Consider the following 16,329-nt stretch of genomic DNA (forward strand, 5'->3'; position numbering starts at 1 on the left):
CGCCGCCTCGCTGGGCGCCGTCGAGCCCGCGGGTGGGCACCGGCGCGTGGCGCGCCCGCTCATGAGCGCCGGCGCGGTCGCGCTCCTCGCCGCGCTCGGCTCGTGGTGGCTGCAGTCGTCGCCGCCGACGAAGGCGGTTGCGGGAGCGACGACGAGTCCCCTGCAGTCCCGCGTCGAGGCGGGAGCTCGGGCCCGCGCTTCCGCTCGCCCCTCCTCCCCGGTCGTGCTGTCCGCGGTCGATCCCGTGCTCTGGGGCCCGCGGCACCGCCCGCGGACGGCGGCGACGCTGCGGCGCGTGCTCGGCGAGTCGCCGTCCGCAGCGACCGGCGACTCGGCGGTGGAGGAGATGCTGACCGAGCGCTTCCCGCACTCCGGCACCGAGATGTCCACCTTCGGCACCGGGAGCGCGAGCGCCGCGATCAGCGGCGTGACCCTCGATCACGCCGGCATCGCCGTCACCGCCTGCGACCGGCCCTGCGTCATCAGCTGGACGGCGAACATCGTCGTGGTGAGGAGGTCCAGCGCGGGCGGGCAGTGGAACACCCGCACGGCCACCACCCGGCGCACCGCCACCGGTTCGGCGGCCGCCTTCGTCCCGCTCCAGGCGGCCCTGGCCCTGCCGCCCGGCACGTCGAGCGTGGACTTCGAGATCCGGACCCAGCCCGGCGTCCGGTTCCTGTGGGCGCTGCATCTCGACGAGCGGTAGGCGGCCGCAGGACGTCTGCGGCGCCCCGCCGTCTACCGTGTGCTGCGGCGTGGAGGGAGGTCCGGTGAGCGGAGCCGGAGTCGCGGAGGTCTTCCGGGTGCTCGACCTCACGGGCGCCTCCACGAACGCGGTGCTCGGCGGTGTGATCGCCTGCCAGGAACACCCGGTCCCCCACCCGGATGGTGCCGGCGAGCTACCGGGAGCGACTGCGCCGCCGCACGACGAGGCGGACCCGGGGATGACGGGCCTCGTCCACGTCGGCGGCCGGGTCGACGCTACGGCGTCGTAGCCCGCGCACGGCTCCGGCCCGTCAGACTCCTCGGATGAGCGCATCCGGGACGGGAGCAGCATGACCAGCCCACTCTTCGACGTGACGGGGCGAGTGGCCCTGGTGACCGGGTCGACCCGCGGGATCGGGCACGCCCTGGCCACCGGTCTCGCCGACGCCGGCGCCCACGTCGTCGTGCACGGCCGCGACCGTGCCGTCGCCGACCGCGTCGCGCAGCGCATCCGCGACTCCGGGGGCACTGCCTCGGCGGTCGCCTTCGATGTGACGGACGAGGACGACGTCGACCACGGCATCGCGTCCGTCGAGTCGGCCGTCGGTGCGATCGGCATCCTCGTGAACAACGCCGGCCTGCAGCGCCGGGCGCCCTTCCCCGAGTTCCGGCTCGAGGACTGGAACGAGCTCGTGGCGACGAACCTGACGGGCGGGTTCCTCGTGAGCCGCGCCGTCGCCAGGCGCATGATCCCGCGCGGCGAGGGCAAGATCGTGAACATCGGCTCCGTGCAGTCGCTGCTCGGCCGGCCGGGGATCACGCCCTACGCCGCGACCAAGGGGGGAGTCGCGATGCTCACGCGCGGCATGTGCGCGGACCTCGCGCCCTCCGGCATCCAGGTGAACGCCATCGCCCCCGGCTACGTCGCCACCGACCTCACCCGCGCGCTCGTCGACGACGCCGAGTTCTCGGAGTGGGTGCGGCAGCGCACCCCGGCCGGTCGATGGGGCGACACGAAGGACCTGGTCGGCGCGCTCCTGTTCCTCAGCAGCCGGGCGTCCGACTTCGTGAACGGCCAGGTGCTGTTCGTCGACGGCGGCATGACAGCCGTCGTCTAGCGACGAGGAGAAGAGGACGCCGTGCGCGCACTGGTCGCATCGGGAGCACGCGAGCTGCACATCGAGCAGCGGGAGCCGGATCCCTCGATCGGGCCGGTCGTGTTCCGGCCGCAGTACGGCGGGATCTGCGGGTCCGACCTGCACTACTACCGTGAAGGGCGCGTCGGCGCCTTCGCGATCCAGGAGCCGCTCGTGCTCGGTCACGAGGTGGTCGGGGTCGTCGAGGAGGACCCGACCGGCCGCTACGTCCCCGGGACCCGCGCGACGGTGCATCCGGCGACCAGCTGCGGGACCTGCCCCGAGTGCCGGTCGGGCCGGCCGAACCTGTGCCGCTTCGCCCGCTACCTCGGCAGCGCCGCCTCCCTGCCCCACACCCAGGGCGCCTTCGCCGAGCGGGTGATGGTGAGGCCGGATCAGGTGCGCGTGCTGCCCGACGCGCTGCCCACTCTCCGCGGTGTGCTCGCCGAGCCGCTCGGCGTCGGGATCCACGCGATCGCCCGCGCCGGCGGCGTCGCCGGCCGACGGGTGCTCATCAGCGGGGCGGGACCGATCGGCCTCCTCGCGGCGGGAGCCGCGGTCACCCTCGGCGCCGCATCCGTCACCGTCGCGGATGTGCTCGCCGAACCGCTCGTCATCGCGAGGGCGCTGGGCGCGACCGCGACGGTGGACCTCCGCGAGGAGCCGCCGGAGCCAGCCGGTTTCGACGTCGTGATCGAGGCCTCCGGCGTGCCTGCGGCGCTGACGACCGCGGTGGCGTCGACGACGCGGGGCGGGACGGTCGTGCAGGTCGGGATGCTGCCCGGCACGCCCGAGCCCGTCGCTCTGGCGGCACTCGTGAGCCGCGAGATCGAGCTGCGGGGCGCGTTCCGGTTCGACGACGAGATCGACGACGCCGTCGCGCTGCTGGCCGACCGGCCCGGGTTCGGCGAGGTGATCACGCACGTGCTGCCCCTCGACGGCTACCAGGAGGCCTTCGATGTCGCGGCCGACGCCGCCCGGTCCAGCAAGGTCGTGCTCCGGCTCGGGGAGGGCTGAGCAGCAGCCCGGCGCCGTCCCGGATGAGCGACGACGTGATGAAGGCCGCCATCGACCGTGCGATCTGAGGGAGCGATGTCGGAACCGGGCCGGTCAGCGGCGGACCGGCACCTCGCCTCCGACCGGGGCGAGGTCGAGCCGCGCGACCACGTCCGCCGGGTCGCTGCAGGGCACGCCGTCGAAGGCGGGATCGCTGCGATCCCCGGGGAAGCGGAGGTCCTCCGTGTCCATCGCGAGCGCGGTCAGGAGCTGCCGCCGGGCCATCGGCTGCAGCAGCCCCACGGTCCCCGCGGCGATCCGCAGCACCGTCCGGGGCAGGTGCCGGATGTGCGAGCCCCCGAGGCGGGTGGCGACGAGGAGGGCGAGCTCGTCGAACGTCAGGTCCCTGGGGCCGCCGATCTCGATCGTCCGGCCCCGCAGAGCCCCGTCGACGGCGAGCGCGGCGACCAGGCCGGCGACGTCCCCGACCGAGACGAAGTTGATCGGGTTCCGCCCGCGGCCGAACACGAGCGGGCGGGCGGAGCCGCCGGCCGTCCGGGCGAGGAGGTCGATCCAGAGCTCCAGGAACGCGGTCGCCCGCACGACCGTCCCTCCGCCGGTGGATGCCAGGTGGGCCTCCGCCTCCGCCTTGCGGCGGAACAGCTCGATGGGATCGGACGACGAGGCGCCGACCACGGACATCAGCACCACCGCGGTCCCGGCATCCCGAGCCGCATCGATGAGCCGTCGGTTCCCGTCGCGGTCGACGGCCTCCATCGCCCGCCGCCCCGGCGACGCGAAACCGTGGACGGCGGCGACGGCCACCGTCGCGCCCTGCATCGCCGCCCGGAGCGCCACGGCCGATCCCACGTCTCCCTCGATCACCTCGGCGCCCGCGAGCGCGGACCGTGCCCGCACCGGATCCCGCGTGAGCACCCGGACGGGAACGCCCTGCGCCATCAGGCGCCCGACGACGAGCGAGCCGAGCCGCCCCGTGCCGCCGGCGACCAGGACGGTCACGGCTGCGGGTGCAGCGAACGGGCGACCACCTGGTCGACGCCGACGCCGTCGTCGACGACGGGTTCGAGGTAGAAGCGGGCGCTGCTGATCAGATCGTCGCGGACGCCGAACACGATCACGCCGCGCAGGAGGTGGCGGGCTCCGTCCCGGCGCGTGCCGCGGTGCTCCCACTCGCTCCACACCCGCTGCCGGGGCTCGTCCACGGACGTCGCGGTGATCTCCGTCACGAGGTCGGGGACGGCGCCGAGGATCGCGGTCCAGTTGCGCCGCACCTGGTCCCGGCCCGTGAACCCGCGGGACGGATGCGCAGGGGTCTCGTTCCGGTAGTCGGTGGTGAAGCACGCCGTGATCGCGTCGAGGTCGTGAGCGTCGGTCGCGTCCTTGAGGCGTCCGACCACGGTTTCGAGCGGGGACGCCGGGCGGTCGGTCATGACTCCTCCGATGCGCAGTGACGAGGTCCGCCGAATGGCGAGGATCGCCGACCGCATTCGATCCAGTAGACTGGATTCGATGAGTGTCGACCCTTCTGCGCCGTCCGTCAAGCGCCGGCCCTACGACTCCAGCCGCCGGAGCGAGCAGGCGGCCCGCTCGCGAGCGGCCGTGCTCGCGTCGGCGCGGGCCCTGTTCCTCCGCTCGGGCGTGCAGGACACCACCGTGGCGACGATCGCCGAGGAGTCCGGCGTCTCCGTGGACACCGTCTACAAGACCTTCGGAGGGAAGGCGGGGCTGCTGCGCGCCCTGTGCGAGCAGGCCCTGGAGGGGACGGGCGAGGTGCCGGCAGAGACCCGGTCCGATCTGCTGCAGGCGGTCGAGCACGATCCACGGGCGGTGCTCCGCGGCCTCGGCGCGCTGACGGCGGAGGTCGCCCCACGGATCGCGCCGCTCGTGCTGCTGCTCCCGGTCGCCGGCGGCGAGCTCGGCGCGCTGCGGAGCGACCTCGAGTCGGCCCGGCTGGCCCGGATGCGACTCGTCGCGTCCCGGCTCGCAGCGGGCGGCCGGCTGCGTCCGGGCCTGACCGCAGACGCAGCCGCCGATCTCCTCTGGACGTACAGCTCACCGGAGCTCTTCGGCCTGCTGGTCCTCGGGCGCGGCTGGTCCCCCGACCGCTTCGGCGCCTTCGTCGGGCGCTCGCTGATCGCTGCGCTGCTTCCGGACTGAGCCGCGGGCTCCCCGCGCCTCCGCGCGCTCCGCGATCGGTACGCTCGGCCTCACCGATCCGAGGAGGCCCGCGGATGCCGAGGGTCACGATCGAGGTGCTCGCGGAGCGCCTCGGCCTGTCCACCGCATCCGTCTCCTACGCGCTGAACGGCCTGCCGGGCGTCAGCGCGACGACCCGAACCCGCGTGCTGGAACTGGCCGACGAGCTCGGCTGGCGGCCGAACGTGGGGGCGCGGGCGCTGTCCCGGGCCCGTGCCGACGCCGTCGGGCTGCTGCTGCCGCGCGGCGCGGAGGACGTGGGCGCCGAGCCGTACTACATGGCGCTCCTCGCCGGCATCGAGTCCGGACTCGCCGAGGCCGGGACCGCGCTGATGCTCCGCTTCGTCCCCGACGGCGCCGACCTCGCCGTCTACCGGGAATGGCACGCCGAGCACCGCGTCGACGGCGTGTTCCTCACCGACCTGCGCATCGGCGACCCGAGGCCCGCCCTGCTCGACCGGCTCGGCCTCCCCTACCTGGTGCACAGCGGCCACCGCATCGCCGACGGCTGGCGCTTCGGCCAGGAGCTCGAGACCTCGCTGCTCATCGACCACCTCGCCGGCCTCGGCCACCGGACCCTGCTCCATGTCGCCGGTCCGCAGACGCTCGTCCACGAGCAGGAGCGGATCCAGGAGGTGCGACGGGCCTGCGTGGCCGCCGGCATCGCGCTGACCACGGTCGAGGCGGACTACACGCACGAGGGCGCCGCCGAGGTGGTGCGGGCTGCGGTCCAGCGCGGGCCGGACGTGTCGGCGGTGCTCTGCGGGAACGACCCGATGGCCATCGGCTGCGTCCGCGCGCTGCGGGAGGCGGGCCGGGAGCACCGGGTCGCGGTCGTCTCGTGGGACGACTCGGTGCTCTGCGAGACCTCCTTCCCGTCGATCACCGCGCTGCAGCGGCAGCCGTACGAGACCGGGCGGGAGAGCGCCCGCCTGCTGCTCTCGGGGCTGAGCGGGTCGTGGCGGGAGCCGGAGCCCTCGTCCGCCCGGCTCGTCATCCGCGAGACGAGCGTTCCCGCCTGAGCCGCGGGCGCGCGCCGGTCGACGCGCGCACTCAGCGGATGCACGGCTCCGCCCCCTTGCCAGCCGGCCCGCCAACGCGTTTCCTTAAGCGCGTAAGTCGGCACTGCGGCCGGACTCCTCCGGGATCGGCCGACGCCGACGGAGGTCCGCGCTGCCGCGTGGACCCGGTCCCACCCGTTTGGAGCACCATGACGAACCGATTCCTCCGCCGGGGCGCCGCCGCCCTGGCGGCCGCGGCGCTGCTGGCAGCCGCACCGCTCGCGAGCACGCCGGCATTCGCCGGTGTCGCGCATCCGCTGTCGCCTCACACGCGCTTCTTCGTGCCGAAGGCGCCGGACGGCTCCCAGCAGCAGATCGCACAGCTGCGGCGGTCCGGTGACAAGGCGGACGCCGCCCTCATCGCCAAGGAGGTCACGACCCCGCAGGCCGTCTGGTTCACCGACGGCACCCCCGAGCAGGTGCAGCAGCAGGTGCGCCAGGTCGCGCACCAGGCGGCCGGCAAGCGGACCGTCCCGACCCTCGTCGTCTACAACGTGCCCGGACGGGACTGCTCCCAGTACTCCTCGGGCGGAGCGGGATCCGACGCCGCGTACCGCGCCTGGGTCGACGGCTTCGCCCGCGGGCTGACCTCGCAGGAGAAGGTCATCGTCGTCGTGGAGCCGGACGGGCTCGCGAACCTGCCGTCCGACTGCCCGAGCGCCTATCCGGGTCAGGACGTGGGCACGTTCCCGAACCCCGCTGCCGGCACGCTGACCGCGGGCCGCATCGCCGACATCTCGTATGCCGGTACGCGCATCCTTCACGCGGACCGCAACGCGCTCATCTACTTCGACTCCGGGCACAGCGCCTGGCACAGCGTCGCGGACGCGACCGCGCGCCTCGAGGCCGCCGGGGTGCAGCACGTGCAGGGCTTCTCTCTGAACGTGTCGAACTACCAGTGGACGCCGAACCTCTCCGAGTACGGCACCTGGATCTCCGAGTGCATCGCGCTGCACCCGGACGCCGCGACCACGACGCCCACCGACTGCGGTGACCAGTACTACAGCGGCGGTCCGTCGAACGGCTTCACGGGCGGCGCGCTGGACGCGTCGAAGGTCTGGAGCGGCACCGCGTCCGACCCGACCGCGAACACGGCCGGCATCGACTCCCGCTACGCGCAGGAGCTGACGGCGGCGAACGCGACGCCCACCGCGCACTTCGTTCTCGACACGAGCCGCAACGGGCAGGGCCCGTGGGCCGCTCCGGCGGGCACGTCCTACCCGGACCCGCAGACCTGGTGCAACCCGCCGGGGCGCGGGCTCGGCGAGCGGCCCCAGGCCGAGCCGTCGACGGATCACGCGCTGCTCGACGCCTACCTGTGGGTGAAGACGCCCGGTCAGTCCGACGGGCAGTGCAACCGGGGCGTCGCGGGCAGCACGACCGATCCCGAATGGGGCGGCATCACCGACCCGGCTGCCGGCGCGTGGTTCTCGCAGCAGGCGCTCCAGCTCGCGAAGCTGGCCTCGCCCCAGCTGTAGTCCCACGGATCAGGGCGGCCGGTTCCCTCGAGGGGGACCGGCCGTCCCGCATCTCGGAGCCCTGATCAGGTCGAGGCGGCGCGCGCGGCCGGATGCCCGCCGTCCGGGAGGCCGTCCCGGAGGAACGCCGCGACGCGCATCCCCCAGCCGGCGACCGTCGCGGCCGAGTCGGCGACCTCGCACCGTGCCGCGGCCAGCACCGTTGCGAGGCGCTCGGCCGACGCGATCGGGTGGCTGGCGTCGCCCGTCCAGGCCAGGAGCAGCGTCTGCTGGGGCAGCTCCGCGAGCTCGTAATCCGACGGCAGGGCGCTGTCCGCGTCCGCCCGCACGACGAGCGGCAGCAGGGCCTCGGAAACGCCCGGGACCGACGGTCGACGCCATCCGCCCTCGACGAGCACCGGCACGGCGGGCATCCCCGACGCGGCCCGCACCCAGGCGTCGATGCCCCGCACCTCGGCGAGGTCGGCCGCTGCCCGGTAGAGCTGCGCCTGCCGCTCGCGGTCGGCGCCGATCGGCGGAGGGATCACGAGGACGAGGCGGCGAACGCGCTCCGGCGCCCTGAGGGCCGCGCGCAGCACCGTGCCGCATCCGGTCGCCACCCCGAGCAGGTCGACCCGGCGGTCGGGCGACGCCCGGTCCGCCAGGGCGAGCAGATCCTGGGCGAGCGCCGGCCAGCTGAAGTCCGACTGCTCGGCGCGGCCGACGGAGGCGCCGTGGCCCCGGAGGTCGTACCGGATCAGACGCTGCCCGGCGGCTGCGACGGCACTCCAGTCGAACACGCCCCAGGCGTCCTCGTCCGTGCGGCTGCCGGTGGGCTCGTGTGTCGCGATGAGGGCCCGGGCATCCGCGGGACCCGACTCCGAGAAGGCGATGCGGCCCTCCGGACGATCCAGGAACCGATCCATGACGGAGCCAGTCTAGGAAGCCCCTTCTCTCCGGCACCAGACCGCGGGATCAGCGTCAGCGGCTGACAGTCAACTAAGTTGACGAACGGCGGTGCGGCCCATGCCGCGCCCTCGACGAGGAGGACCGATGACATCCGACGCACCCCTGACCGGACGATCGACGATCGCGGAATGGCTCGCCAGCCCGGTCGGCGGCCCGATGCTGCGCGCGCTGCTCGAGCAGGGCGGGCAGAACGAGCAGGCCCTCGCCCCCGTGCGCGACTTCCCCCTGAAGCAGCTGGTCGCCATGAGCGGCGGATCGATGAGCCAGGAGGTGGTCGACGGGCTCGTGCGGCGGGCGAACGGCGGCGAGCTGCCGGAGGAGCCGGCCGAGGCGACCGAGGCGACCGAGGCGACCGAGGCATGGACCGAGCGCATCGTGGCCGGCCGCTTCGTGGGCCGCACCGTGATCGTGACCGGCGCCGGATCCGGCATCGGCCGCGCGACGGCATCCCGGATCGCGCGAGAGGGCGGACGGGTGGTGGCGGTCGACATCAGCGCGGAGCGGCTGGACGACTTCGCGGCCGAGCACACCGCCCAGGAGGTCACCGTCGTCCTCGGCGACATCACCGACGAGGAGTCCGTCGCGCGGATCGTCGCAGCCGCCGGCGACCGGATCGACGGCCTCGCCAACGTCGCCGGGATCATGGACGACATGACTCCGCTGCACGAGGTGTCGGACGGGGTCTGGCGACGGGTGTTCGCCGTCAACGTCGACGGGGCGTTCCGCCTCACGCGCGCCGTACTGCCCCTCATGATCGCCGCACGCGCCGGATCCATCGTGAACGTCGCGTCGGAGGCGGGCCTGCGCGGCTCCGCGGCCGGCCTCGCCTACACCGCGTCGAAGCATGCCGTCGTCGGAATGACCCGTAGCTCGGCGTTCATGTACGCACCACTCGGCATCCGCGTGAACGCCGTCGCCCCCGGTCCCGTCGCGACGAACATCGGTGCCTCGTTCGCCTCGGACCTGGGCCGCGAGCGCGTCGGGCTGGCCATGGCCGTGCTGCCGCCGGTGGCGCAGCCCGAGCAGCTCGCGGCGTCGATCACCTTCCTGCTCAGCGATGACGGCACCAACGTCAACGGCGCGATCCTGCCGTCCGACGGGGGCTGGTCGGTCGTCTGACCCGCCTCAGGGGGCGGGGGTGATCAGCGCCTGGAGCAGGGCACCGTAGCGCCGGACGATCTCGTCGTGGTCGGCGGCGGCGAGCACCTCGTCGCCGACCACCCAGAGCGCGTAGAGCAGGCCGCCCACGAGCGACGCGGCCAGCCGGGCCCGCAGATCCGCGTCGGCGCCGGTCATGCGGTGCCGCAGCGGCACGACGAACCTCTCGTCGTGCACCTCGCGGAGCCGCACGTTGACGTCGCCCGCGTCGCTGGCCCGCAGGAGGGCGAGGAACACCCCGCGCACCTCGTCCTCGGTGTCGAGGAGGGAGCGGATGAACTGCTCCCCGAGCGCGTCCGGGGACGCATCGGCGAACCACTCCTCCTGCTGCAGCTCCATCACGTCGAGGAAGAGCGCCTCCTTCGACCCGAAATGTCGGATCACGAGCGCGGGGTCGACCGACGCGGCCACGGCGATGTCTCGCACGGAGGTCGCGGCGTAGCCCTGCCGGGTGAACAGCCGCGTGGCCGCGTCGTGGATCGCCTCCCGCGACCGCCCCCGCGCCCCCACCCGCTCAGGCTAGCGAGCCGGGTGCCTCCGATCGGATCAGTAGCGTGGGTGCGTGACGCTCCCCGCCTCCGACACGACCGTCCTCTTCCCGGACGGGGCCGTTGCGGCCGACGCGGTCGTGCTCCACGTCGAGCCGCTGCCCGACGGCCGGATCGGGGTCCTGCTGGACCGCACGCCCTTCCACCCGATCGACCTCGCGTGGCCAGACCAGGGCCCGGACCGGGGCGTGCTCGTCGCCGGCGAGGACGAATGGCCGGTGCTCGACGTGCTGATCGGCGCGACGCAGGGCGACGGTCTCGCGGTGGGCGAGGCGATGCCGGTCAGGGCCGGCACCGAGGGGTGGGCGTTCGTCGTCGTCCACGTGGTGCCGTCGGACGCGGACCTCCCCGAGGGCCTCGGGGTGCGGGCCGCGGTCGACACCGACCTGCGGGCGGCGCTCTCCGCCGGTCACACGGCCTGCCATCTCGCCTCGCTCGCGCTCGACCGCGCCCTTGCGGGTGCCTGGTCCAAGCCGGCGCCCGATGACGGGCTCGGCGCCCCGGCGTTCGACCGGCTGGCGATCGAGCGGTCCGTCATCCGCCGGTACGGGTCCGAGGACGTCTACCGGGTCGGCAAGTCGCTGCGGAAGCAGGGCTTCGACCCGGGCGCGCTCGACGACACCGGCCGGCTCGTGGCGGCCGTCGACGGGACGCTCGCCGAGTGGATCGGGACGGGGGCACCGGTGCGGATCGAGCGCGACGGCGACGGCCTGTCGGTGAGGCGCACCTGGGTCTGCTCCCTGCCGGAGGGCGAGGTGCGGATCCCGTGCGGCGGCACCCACGTGATCTCCCTCGCCGAGCTCGGCGAGACGACGGTGCGGTTCGCGACCGAGCCGCAGAAGGGCGGCCTCGGCCTCACGATGACGACGCGCGTCGTAGCGGAGGCGTAGGGGCCGACCTTCGCTAGTCGCCGCCGCCGGAGCCGCCACCCGATCCGTCATCCGAGCCGCCGCCGGAGCTCCCGCCGTGGTCACCGGAGCCTCCTCCGTGGTCACCGGAGCCGGACGACCCGGAGTCTCCCGATCCGGAGGCCCCCGATCCGGAGCTCCCCGAGGAGTCGTCGGTGCCCGAGGAGTCGCCCGACCCCGAGGAGCCGGACGAACCCGTGCCGTGACCCGAGCCGGACGTTCCCGATCCGGAGGAGCCGGAGGTCCCGGAGCCGGACGAGCCGGAGCCGGAGCCGGACGACCCGTGCTCGTCCCCGGAGCGACCGGCGCCCCCACCGCTGCCGTCGTCGGATCGGGAGCCGTGCCGGGCGTCGGCGGAGGCCGAGGACCGGTCGACCGGGACGGCCGGGACGACGGAGTGCGCCGGGGTGCCGGGGAGCGGAGCCGACGATGCCACCGGGACCACGATCCGCACGTCCGCCGGCGTGGCCCTCGGCGCCGGCGACCGGTGCGGCTTCGGCGCGACGGTCCCGTGCTGGAGCACCTGGACCACGGCCGCGACCGCGCCGGCGGCACCGTCGCGCACGCCGGGACTCGCGGCGGCCGCGGTCACCCCGCTGCCGAGCGACAGCACCACGAGCGCACCGATCACGGCCCCGCGGCGGTGGAGGCCGCGGCGCCCGGGGCGGTCCTCGATCAGCAGGGCGGCGAGCTCCGGACCGGGCGCCGGCACCGGATCCGTCCCGAGCGAGCGGAGCTCGGCGAGGAGCCCGGTCAGCTCGTCGTCCGCGGGCAGCCCGCTCTCCTCGAGCAGCGCGAGCAGGCCGTCGTCGGTCGCGGTCATGCGAGCACCTCCCGTGCCGGGATCCGGTCGCGCAGCGCCAGGAGCGCACGCCGCTGCAGCTGCTTCACCGCGCCGGGCGACCGCTGCATCACTTCGGCGGTCGCCTCGAGCGAGAGGTCCGCGACGATCCGGAGCGCGAGCACCTCGCGGTGCTCGTCGCTCAGCTCGGCGAGATGGGCCAGCACGCCACCGCCGGCGGCGAGCAGGGCGTCCTCCGCGGATCCTGTGGTGCGCAGATCCTCGTCGGGCACGTACTCGACCAGCTGCGGGGAGCGGCCGCGGGAGCGGTGGTGGTCGACCACACGGGCGTGGGCGATCGAGAACAGCAAGGTGCGCATCCCCTCGATCCCTCCCGTGAGATCCGCGAGCCGCGGATAGAGCGCCAGGAACACGTCCTGGGTGACGGCCTCGGCGTCCTCGACGCCTCGTGCCCGCAGGTAGCCGAGGACGACCGGTGCGAAGCGGCGGTAGGCCGTCGTGAACACGAGGGCGTGCGCGTCCCGCTGGGGACGGCGCTGCTCCCTGTCGTTCCGCACGGCCACCTCCTGGCCCGGACCATAACCGGGGAGCGGCCGTCCATCCGGACGACGCTCCGCGGTAGGGACCGGCCGCCCGCGGTACGGGCGGCCGGTCGATGTCAGTCGTTCGAACCGCTCGAGTCGCCCGAGTGGCCGCCGTCACCGTTGTCGCCGGAGTGGCCGGAGTGCTGCGAGCCCGAGTCGTCGCCCTGGTCGTGCGACGCCGAACCGGTGCCACCGCCCTGCTGGGAGGCGGAGTCGTCGCCCCGCTCGCCGTCGCCCTGCTGGTCGTCCGAGGCCTGGGTCGTGCCGGCTCCGGACTGGCGGCCGCGGTGCGACGAGTGCGTCTCGCTCGACCCGCTGCTGTCGGTGGCGTCGTCGGTGTGCTTCGTGTGGCCGGGCGCCTCGAGGTGCGGTGCGCACCAGGCGGGGATGTCGGTGGCGGATCCGCCTGCAGCGGTGAGCAGGGTGGTGTACGCCACGGAGGTGACGGCGAGCCCGCCCTTCGACCAGGCGGTGCAGAGACCGTGCGCGGATGCGGGGACGGCGGGTGTCGCCGGCTCGGCGGTGGTGGCCGGCGCCGGGGTCCCGGTCGGATCCGCCTGCTGCGTGTCCGTCGGGTTCGGCGTCTCGGTCGCGGTCGGCTCGGGCGACTCGGTCTCGGTCGGCTCCGGCGACTGCGTGTCGGTGGGCTCGGCGGCGTCGGCGGCCTTCGGGGCAGGCGCGCCGAAGGCCACGTGGGCCTGCTGCTGCAGCGTGGTCGGCAGCTCGCCCGTGCAGGCGGCGGCCGCGGTGCCGCCGACGGCGACGGAGCCGACGGCCAGTGCGCCGATCAGCAGCTTGCCGCCGACGAGAGTGGTGAAGAGTGACATCAGGATCCCCTCTGATGGATGTCCGTGGTGGATGTCCGTGGTGGTGGTGGAAGGAGGCGTTTCCCCACGCCTCTGCACCCGTAATCGCGGCGGGGGCCGCCGGGGTACGCGCGGGGATACCCCCAGAACGGGGCATGCGCTCCGCCGGGGCGCCGCTACCCTGGACGGCGAAGGGGAGTAGCTCCCGCGGCGGCCGCAGGGCCCCGCGGCGGTGCGTCGACATACCGGCCCGCTCGGGCCCGGCGCGCTACCCGTCGTGGGCGAGCGAGACCTTCGGCCAGACCGCCGACATCCGGACCGTTCCGGATGCGCGACCGACCCGACCGGAGGCCCGCCATGACCCGTTCCCCCGAGACCGACCAGGGCGGGGGCGCCTCGCCCGCCGCCATCCGCCGGTGGCGGCAGCACCTCGCCGACGAGCGCGCTGAGGCCGCGGTCTACCGCGACCTCGCGCGCCGCCGCAGCGGGGAGGAGCGGGAGATCCTGCTCGGCCTCGCGGAGGCGGAAGGCCGTCACGAGGCGCACTGGCTCGCCCTGCTCGGCTCGCACGCCGGCCGGCCTCTGCGCGGCGACCTGCGCACCCGCCTGCTCGGCGTTCTCGCCCGCCGCTTCGGCTCCGTGTTCGTGCTCGCGCTGGCTCAGCGCGCGGAAGGCCGCTCCCCCTACGCCGAGGATCCCGACGCCACCTCGACGATGGCGGCGGACGAGCGCCTGCACGAGGAGGTGGTGCGATCGCTCGCCACGCGCGGCCGGAACCGGCTCTCCGGCAGCTTCCGCGCAGCGGTGTTCGGGGCGAACGACGGGCTCGTCAGCAACCTGTCGCTCATCCTCGGCGTCGGCGCGAGCGGGGTGCCGACGCACGTGATCCTGCTCACCGGTCTCGCGGGGCTGCTCGCCGGTGCGCTGTCGATGGGCGCGGGCGAGTACGTGTCGGTGCGGTCCCAGCGGGAGCTGCTCGCGGCGTCGACGCCCGATCCGCGCGCGAACACGATCGTGCCGGAGCTCGACGTGAACGAGAACGAGCTCGTGCTGCTCTACCGGTCGAGGGGGATGAGCCCGGAGGAGGCGGGGGCGCACGCGGCCGAGGTGCTCGCGGGCCGCCGCTCCGTCTCGAGCTGGCCCCGGGTCGCGGCGGACGTCGACGAGCACGAGGCCGTCGGCACAGGCCTCGGGGCCGCCGTCTCGAGCTTCTGCTTCTTCGCGTCGGGCGCGGCCGTCCCCGTGCTCCCCTACCTGTTCGGGATGCAGGGCCTGCCCGCGGTGCTCGTCTCGGCGGGCCTCGTGGGCATCACGCTGCTCGCGACCGGCGCCGTCGTCGGACTGCTCTCGGGCGCCTCACCGCTCGGCCGCGGCCTGCGGCAGCTGCTGATCGGCTACGGCGCAGCCGCAGTCACGTATCTGCTCGGACTGCTGATCGGCGGCACCGTCGGCTGACGCATCGGCCGCCGGCACCGAGCACCATCGCGCCGTTCCGGAGTTCTTGCGCGACACGCCGCTCCGGAGTGCCCGGCGGCGGCGTGTCGCCCGATTTCTCCGGAACGGCGCGATGCGCAGACCGGTGTCAGGCCGCCTTGCGCACGCCGGCCACCACGGCGGCCAGCATCCCCCCGGCCGTGGCGACGGCCGCCGCCCAGGCGAGCGGCCGGTTGCGGATCGCCCAGGTCTGGGGGCTGAGCGTGATCGACTTCTCGTCGAACGCTCCGTGCGCGCCGCGATCGCCGGGCACCGGCTCGTAGAGGTTGACCCCGATCATCGGCTCGTTCAGGTCGGGCGCCTGCTGCCCCTGGTAGCCGGTGCGGGCGAGGTACCAGTCGGCGAACCGCGACGAGACGCGGTTGCCGATGATCGTGAACACCGTCGACTCCCCCACCCATACGCGGCGGCGCGGCTTCTCAGCCGTGTCCACGACGACCTTCGCGCAGATCTCCGGCTGGTAGATCGGTGGGACGGGCTGCGGGTGGTGCGGCAGCTGCGACTTCACCCAGTCGAACTGGATGGTGTTCATCGCCGGCATGTCGACCTCGCTCACCGTGATGGGCGACCGCTCGTGGCGCAGCTCGGTGATGAGGCTGTCCGTGAACCCCTTGATCGCGTGCTTCGACGAGCAGTAGGCGCTCTGCAGCGGGATCCCGCGATGCGCGAGGGCGGAACCGACCTGCACGATCGAGCCGTGGCCCCGGCTCTCCATCCGGTGCAGCGCCGCGCGGGTGCCGTTGACGAACCCGAAGAAGTTCACGTGCACGGCCCGGTCGAAGTCCTCGGGATCCGTCGACCTGAACTCGCCGAAGACCCCGACCATCGCGTTGTTGATCCACAGGTCGATCGGGCCCAGCTCGGCCTCGATGCGGTCGGCAGCGGCCTCGACCGCTGCGCGGTCCGCGACGTCCGTCGGGACGCCGAGGCCCCGGTTGCCCGCGGCTCGCACGTCCGCGGCGGCGCCCTCGAGCCCGTCCTCACCGCGCGCCAGGATGCCGACGTCCCAGCCGCGAGCCGCCAGCTCACGGACGATGGCCCTGCCGAGGCCCGCGGTCCCCCCCGTCACGACGGCGACGCCCTTGCCCATGCTTCCTCCTCCACTCGTCTTCCGTACTGCAACTGTTGGTAGCGTGCACGTCCAGCCCTGGACCGGACTCAACGGCGAGTCCGGTCCAGGTTGGCCCGGCCGGGCTCCCTGGGGCGGCGTTCGCATGGAACCCACAACGACGCCGCACGGCGTTGGAAGAGACTGACGACCATGCCGGCCCGCATCGAGGACTACGCCTTCATCAGCGACTGCTACTCCGGCGCCCTCATCGGCCCTGACGGCAGCGTGGACTGGCTCTGCTTCCCGCGCTACGACTCCCAATCGATGTTCGGCGCCCTGCTCGGGGACGAGGACGACGGGCGCTGGCTGCTCGCCCCGCAGGCGATCGGCGCGACGTCGACCCGTCGGTACGGCGGCGACGACTTCACCCTCGTCAC

The 16,329-nt window shown here is 74.2% G+C and carries 19 protein-coding genes; 11 read left to right on the top strand and 8 right to left on the bottom strand.

Annotation, left to right across the window (positions count from 1 at the left end; translation table 11 throughout):
• The 4 genes from JWQ92_RS11505 to JWQ92_RS11520 form a co-directional block, all read left to right on the top strand.
• The coding region (locus JWQ92_RS11505) for a hypothetical protein (protein ID WP_297344600.1) at positions 1-706 on the top strand (706 nt) is incomplete at its 5' end.
• A gap of 64 nt (positions 707-770) precedes the next feature.
• Complete coding sequence (locus JWQ92_RS11510; protein WP_297344601.1) at positions 771-995, top strand: hypothetical protein; 225 nt, start codon at positions 771-773, stop codon at positions 993-995.
• A 60-nt stretch (positions 996-1,055) separates the two neighbouring features.
• Positions 1,056-1,823: a glucose 1-dehydrogenase gene (locus JWQ92_RS11515; RefSeq protein WP_297344602.1), complete on the top strand. Its 768-nt coding sequence runs from the start codon at positions 1,056-1,058 to the stop codon at positions 1,821-1,823.
• Positions 1,824-1,844: 21 nt separating this feature from the next.
• Entirely contained in the window at positions 1,845-2,858 is a 1,014-nt protein-coding gene (locus JWQ92_RS11520; protein ID WP_297344603.1) for an L-idonate 5-dehydrogenase, read from the top strand.
• 93 nt (positions 2,859-2,951) lie between these two features.
• Here JWQ92_RS11520 and JWQ92_RS11525 read toward each other — a convergent pair whose 3' ends face one another.
• Positions 2,952-3,857: an SDR family oxidoreductase gene (locus JWQ92_RS11525; RefSeq protein ID WP_297344604.1), complete on the bottom strand. Its 906-nt coding sequence runs from the start codon at positions 3,855-3,857 to the stop codon at positions 2,952-2,954.
• On the bottom strand, positions 3,854-4,288 hold the full coding sequence (locus JWQ92_RS11530; RefSeq protein ID WP_297344605.1) for a nuclear transport factor 2 family protein: 435 nt from the start codon (positions 4,286-4,288) through the stop codon (positions 3,854-3,856). Before JWQ92_RS11530 ends, JWQ92_RS11525 begins: the two co-directional genes overlap by 4 nt.
• A 79-nt stretch (positions 4,289-4,367) precedes the next feature.
• On the opposite strand from JWQ92_RS11530, the gene JWQ92_RS11535 reads away from it, so the two are divergent.
• The 3 genes from JWQ92_RS11535 (at position 4,368) to JWQ92_RS11545 (ending at position 7,593) form a co-directional block, all read left to right on the top strand.
• Positions 4,368-5,015, top strand: a complete 648-nt coding sequence (locus JWQ92_RS11535) for a TetR/AcrR family transcriptional regulator (protein ID WP_297344606.1) — start codon at positions 4,368-4,370, stop codon at positions 5,013-5,015.
• 74 nt (positions 5,016-5,089) lie between these two features.
• Positions 5,090-6,076 carry a LacI family DNA-binding transcriptional regulator gene (locus JWQ92_RS11540; protein ID WP_297344607.1) on the top strand — a complete coding sequence of 329 codons (987 nt, stop codon included), beginning with the start codon at positions 5,090-5,092 and terminating at the stop codon, positions 6,074-6,076.
• A 188-nt stretch (positions 6,077-6,264) separates the two neighbouring features.
• Positions 6,265-7,593, top strand: coding sequence for a glycoside hydrolase family 6 protein (locus JWQ92_RS11545; protein ID WP_297344608.1), 1,329 nt, complete (start codon positions 6,265-6,267; stop codon positions 7,591-7,593).
• A 65-nt stretch (positions 7,594-7,658) separates the two neighbouring features.
• Here the strand turns inward: JWQ92_RS11545 and JWQ92_RS11550 are convergent, their stop codons facing one another.
• Positions 7,659-8,498, bottom strand: coding sequence for an alpha/beta fold hydrolase (locus tag JWQ92_RS11550; RefSeq protein WP_297344609.1), 840 nt, complete (start codon positions 8,496-8,498; stop codon positions 7,659-7,661).
• 127 nt (positions 8,499-8,625) lie between these two features.
• Between JWQ92_RS11550 and JWQ92_RS11555 the strand changes: the two genes are divergently transcribed.
• Positions 8,626-9,660 (top strand): SDR family NAD(P)-dependent oxidoreductase, encoded by a 1,035-nt coding sequence (locus JWQ92_RS11555; RefSeq protein WP_297344610.1) that lies wholly within the window; start codon positions 8,626-8,628, stop codon positions 9,658-9,660.
• A gap of 6 nt (positions 9,661-9,666) precedes the next feature.
• Here JWQ92_RS11555 and JWQ92_RS11560 read toward each other — a convergent pair whose 3' ends face one another.
• Positions 9,667-10,209, bottom strand: a complete 543-nt coding sequence (locus JWQ92_RS11560; RefSeq protein WP_297344611.1) for a TetR family transcriptional regulator — start codon at positions 10,207-10,209, stop codon at positions 9,667-9,669.
• Positions 10,210-10,261: 52 nt separating this feature from the next.
• Here JWQ92_RS11560 and JWQ92_RS11565 point away from each other — a divergent pair, with 52 nt between their 5' ends.
• Complete coding sequence (locus JWQ92_RS11565; protein ID WP_297344612.1) at positions 10,262-11,137, top strand: metal-dependent hydrolase; 876 nt, start codon at positions 10,262-10,264, stop codon at positions 11,135-11,137.
• Between the two features lie 13 nt (positions 11,138-11,150).
• On the opposite strand, the gene JWQ92_RS11570 is transcribed toward JWQ92_RS11565, so the two are convergent.
• The 3 genes from JWQ92_RS11570 to JWQ92_RS11580 all read right to left on the bottom strand — a co-directional run bounded on the left by JWQ92_RS11570 (position 11,151) and on the right by JWQ92_RS11580 (position 13,368).
• Positions 11,151-11,978 carry a hypothetical protein gene (locus JWQ92_RS11570; protein WP_297344613.1) on the bottom strand — a complete coding sequence of 276 codons (828 nt, stop codon included), beginning with the start codon at positions 11,976-11,978 and terminating at the stop codon, positions 11,151-11,153.
• A complete protein-coding gene (locus JWQ92_RS11575) occupies positions 11,975-12,514 on the bottom strand; it encodes a sigma-70 family RNA polymerase sigma factor (RefSeq protein WP_297344614.1) in 540 nt (179 codons plus the stop codon). The genes JWQ92_RS11570 and JWQ92_RS11575 overlap by 4 nt, the downstream gene beginning before the upstream one ends.
• A 101-nt stretch (positions 12,515-12,615) precedes the next feature.
• Positions 12,616-13,368 carry a hypothetical protein gene (locus JWQ92_RS11580; RefSeq protein WP_297344615.1) on the bottom strand — a complete coding sequence of 251 codons (753 nt, stop codon included), beginning with the start codon at positions 13,366-13,368 and terminating at the stop codon, positions 12,616-12,618.
• A 336-nt stretch (positions 13,369-13,704) separates the two neighbouring features.
• Here JWQ92_RS11580 and JWQ92_RS11585 point away from each other — a divergent pair, with 336 nt between their 5' ends.
• A complete protein-coding gene (locus tag JWQ92_RS11585) occupies positions 13,705-14,802 on the top strand; it encodes a VIT1/CCC1 family protein (RefSeq protein ID WP_297344616.1) in 1,098 nt (365 codons plus the stop codon).
• 127 nt (positions 14,803-14,929) lie between these two features.
• Here JWQ92_RS11585 and JWQ92_RS11590 read toward each other — a convergent pair whose 3' ends face one another.
• Positions 14,930-15,931, bottom strand: a complete 1,002-nt coding sequence (locus JWQ92_RS11590; RefSeq protein ID WP_297344617.1) for an SDR family oxidoreductase — start codon at positions 15,929-15,931, stop codon at positions 14,930-14,932.
• Between the two features lie 171 nt (positions 15,932-16,102).
• Between JWQ92_RS11590 and JWQ92_RS11595 the strand changes: the two genes are divergently transcribed.
• The coding region (locus JWQ92_RS11595; protein WP_297344618.1) for a trehalase-like domain-containing protein at positions 16,103-16,329 on the top strand (227 nt) is incomplete at its 3' end.

Origin of the sequence: Amnibacterium sp. (assembly GCF_025463795.1) — a bacterium.
Lineage (GTDB): Bacteria > Actinomycetota > Actinomycetes > Actinomycetales > Microbacteriaceae > Amnibacterium.

Bases quoted from the DNA above. Each gene is read 5' to 3' on its own strand.
- JWQ92_RS11550 (WP_297344609.1), bottom strand. From the start codon at position 8,498: ATGGATCGGTTCCTGGATCGTCCGGAGGGCCGCATCGCCTTCTCGGAG.
- JWQ92_RS11530 (WP_297344605.1), bottom strand. From the start codon at position 4,288: ATGACCGACCGCCCGGCGTCCCCGCTCGAAACCGTGGTCGGACGCCTC.
- JWQ92_RS11570 (WP_297344613.1), bottom strand. From the start codon at position 11,978: ATGACCGCGACCGACGACGGCCTGCTCGCGCTGCTCGAGGAGAGCGGG.
- JWQ92_RS11590 (WP_297344617.1), bottom strand. From the start codon at position 15,931: ATGGGCAAGGGCGTCGCCGTCGTGACGGGGGGGACCGCGGGCCTCGGC.
- JWQ92_RS11515 (WP_297344602.1), top strand. From the start codon at position 1,056: ATGACCAGCCCACTCTTCGACGTGACGGGGCGAGTGGCCCTGGTGACC.
- JWQ92_RS11545 (WP_297344608.1), top strand. From the start codon at position 6,265: ATGACGAACCGATTCCTCCGCCGGGGCGCCGCCGCCCTGGCGGCCGCG.
- JWQ92_RS11585 (WP_297344616.1), top strand. From the start codon at position 13,705: ATGACCCGTTCCCCCGAGACCGACCAGGGCGGGGGCGCCTCGCCCGCC.
- JWQ92_RS11535 (WP_297344606.1), top strand. From the start codon at position 4,368: ATGAGTGTCGACCCTTCTGCGCCGTCCGTCAAGCGCCGGCCCTACGAC.
- JWQ92_RS11580 (WP_297344615.1), bottom strand. From the start codon at position 13,368: ATGTCACTCTTCACCACTCTCGTCGGCGGCAAGCTGCTGATCGGCGCA.
- JWQ92_RS11555 (WP_297344610.1), top strand. From the start codon at position 8,626: ATGACATCCGACGCACCCCTGACCGGACGATCGACGATCGCGGAATGG.
- JWQ92_RS11540 (WP_297344607.1), top strand. From the start codon at position 5,090: ATGCCGAGGGTCACGATCGAGGTGCTCGCGGAGCGCCTCGGCCTGTCC.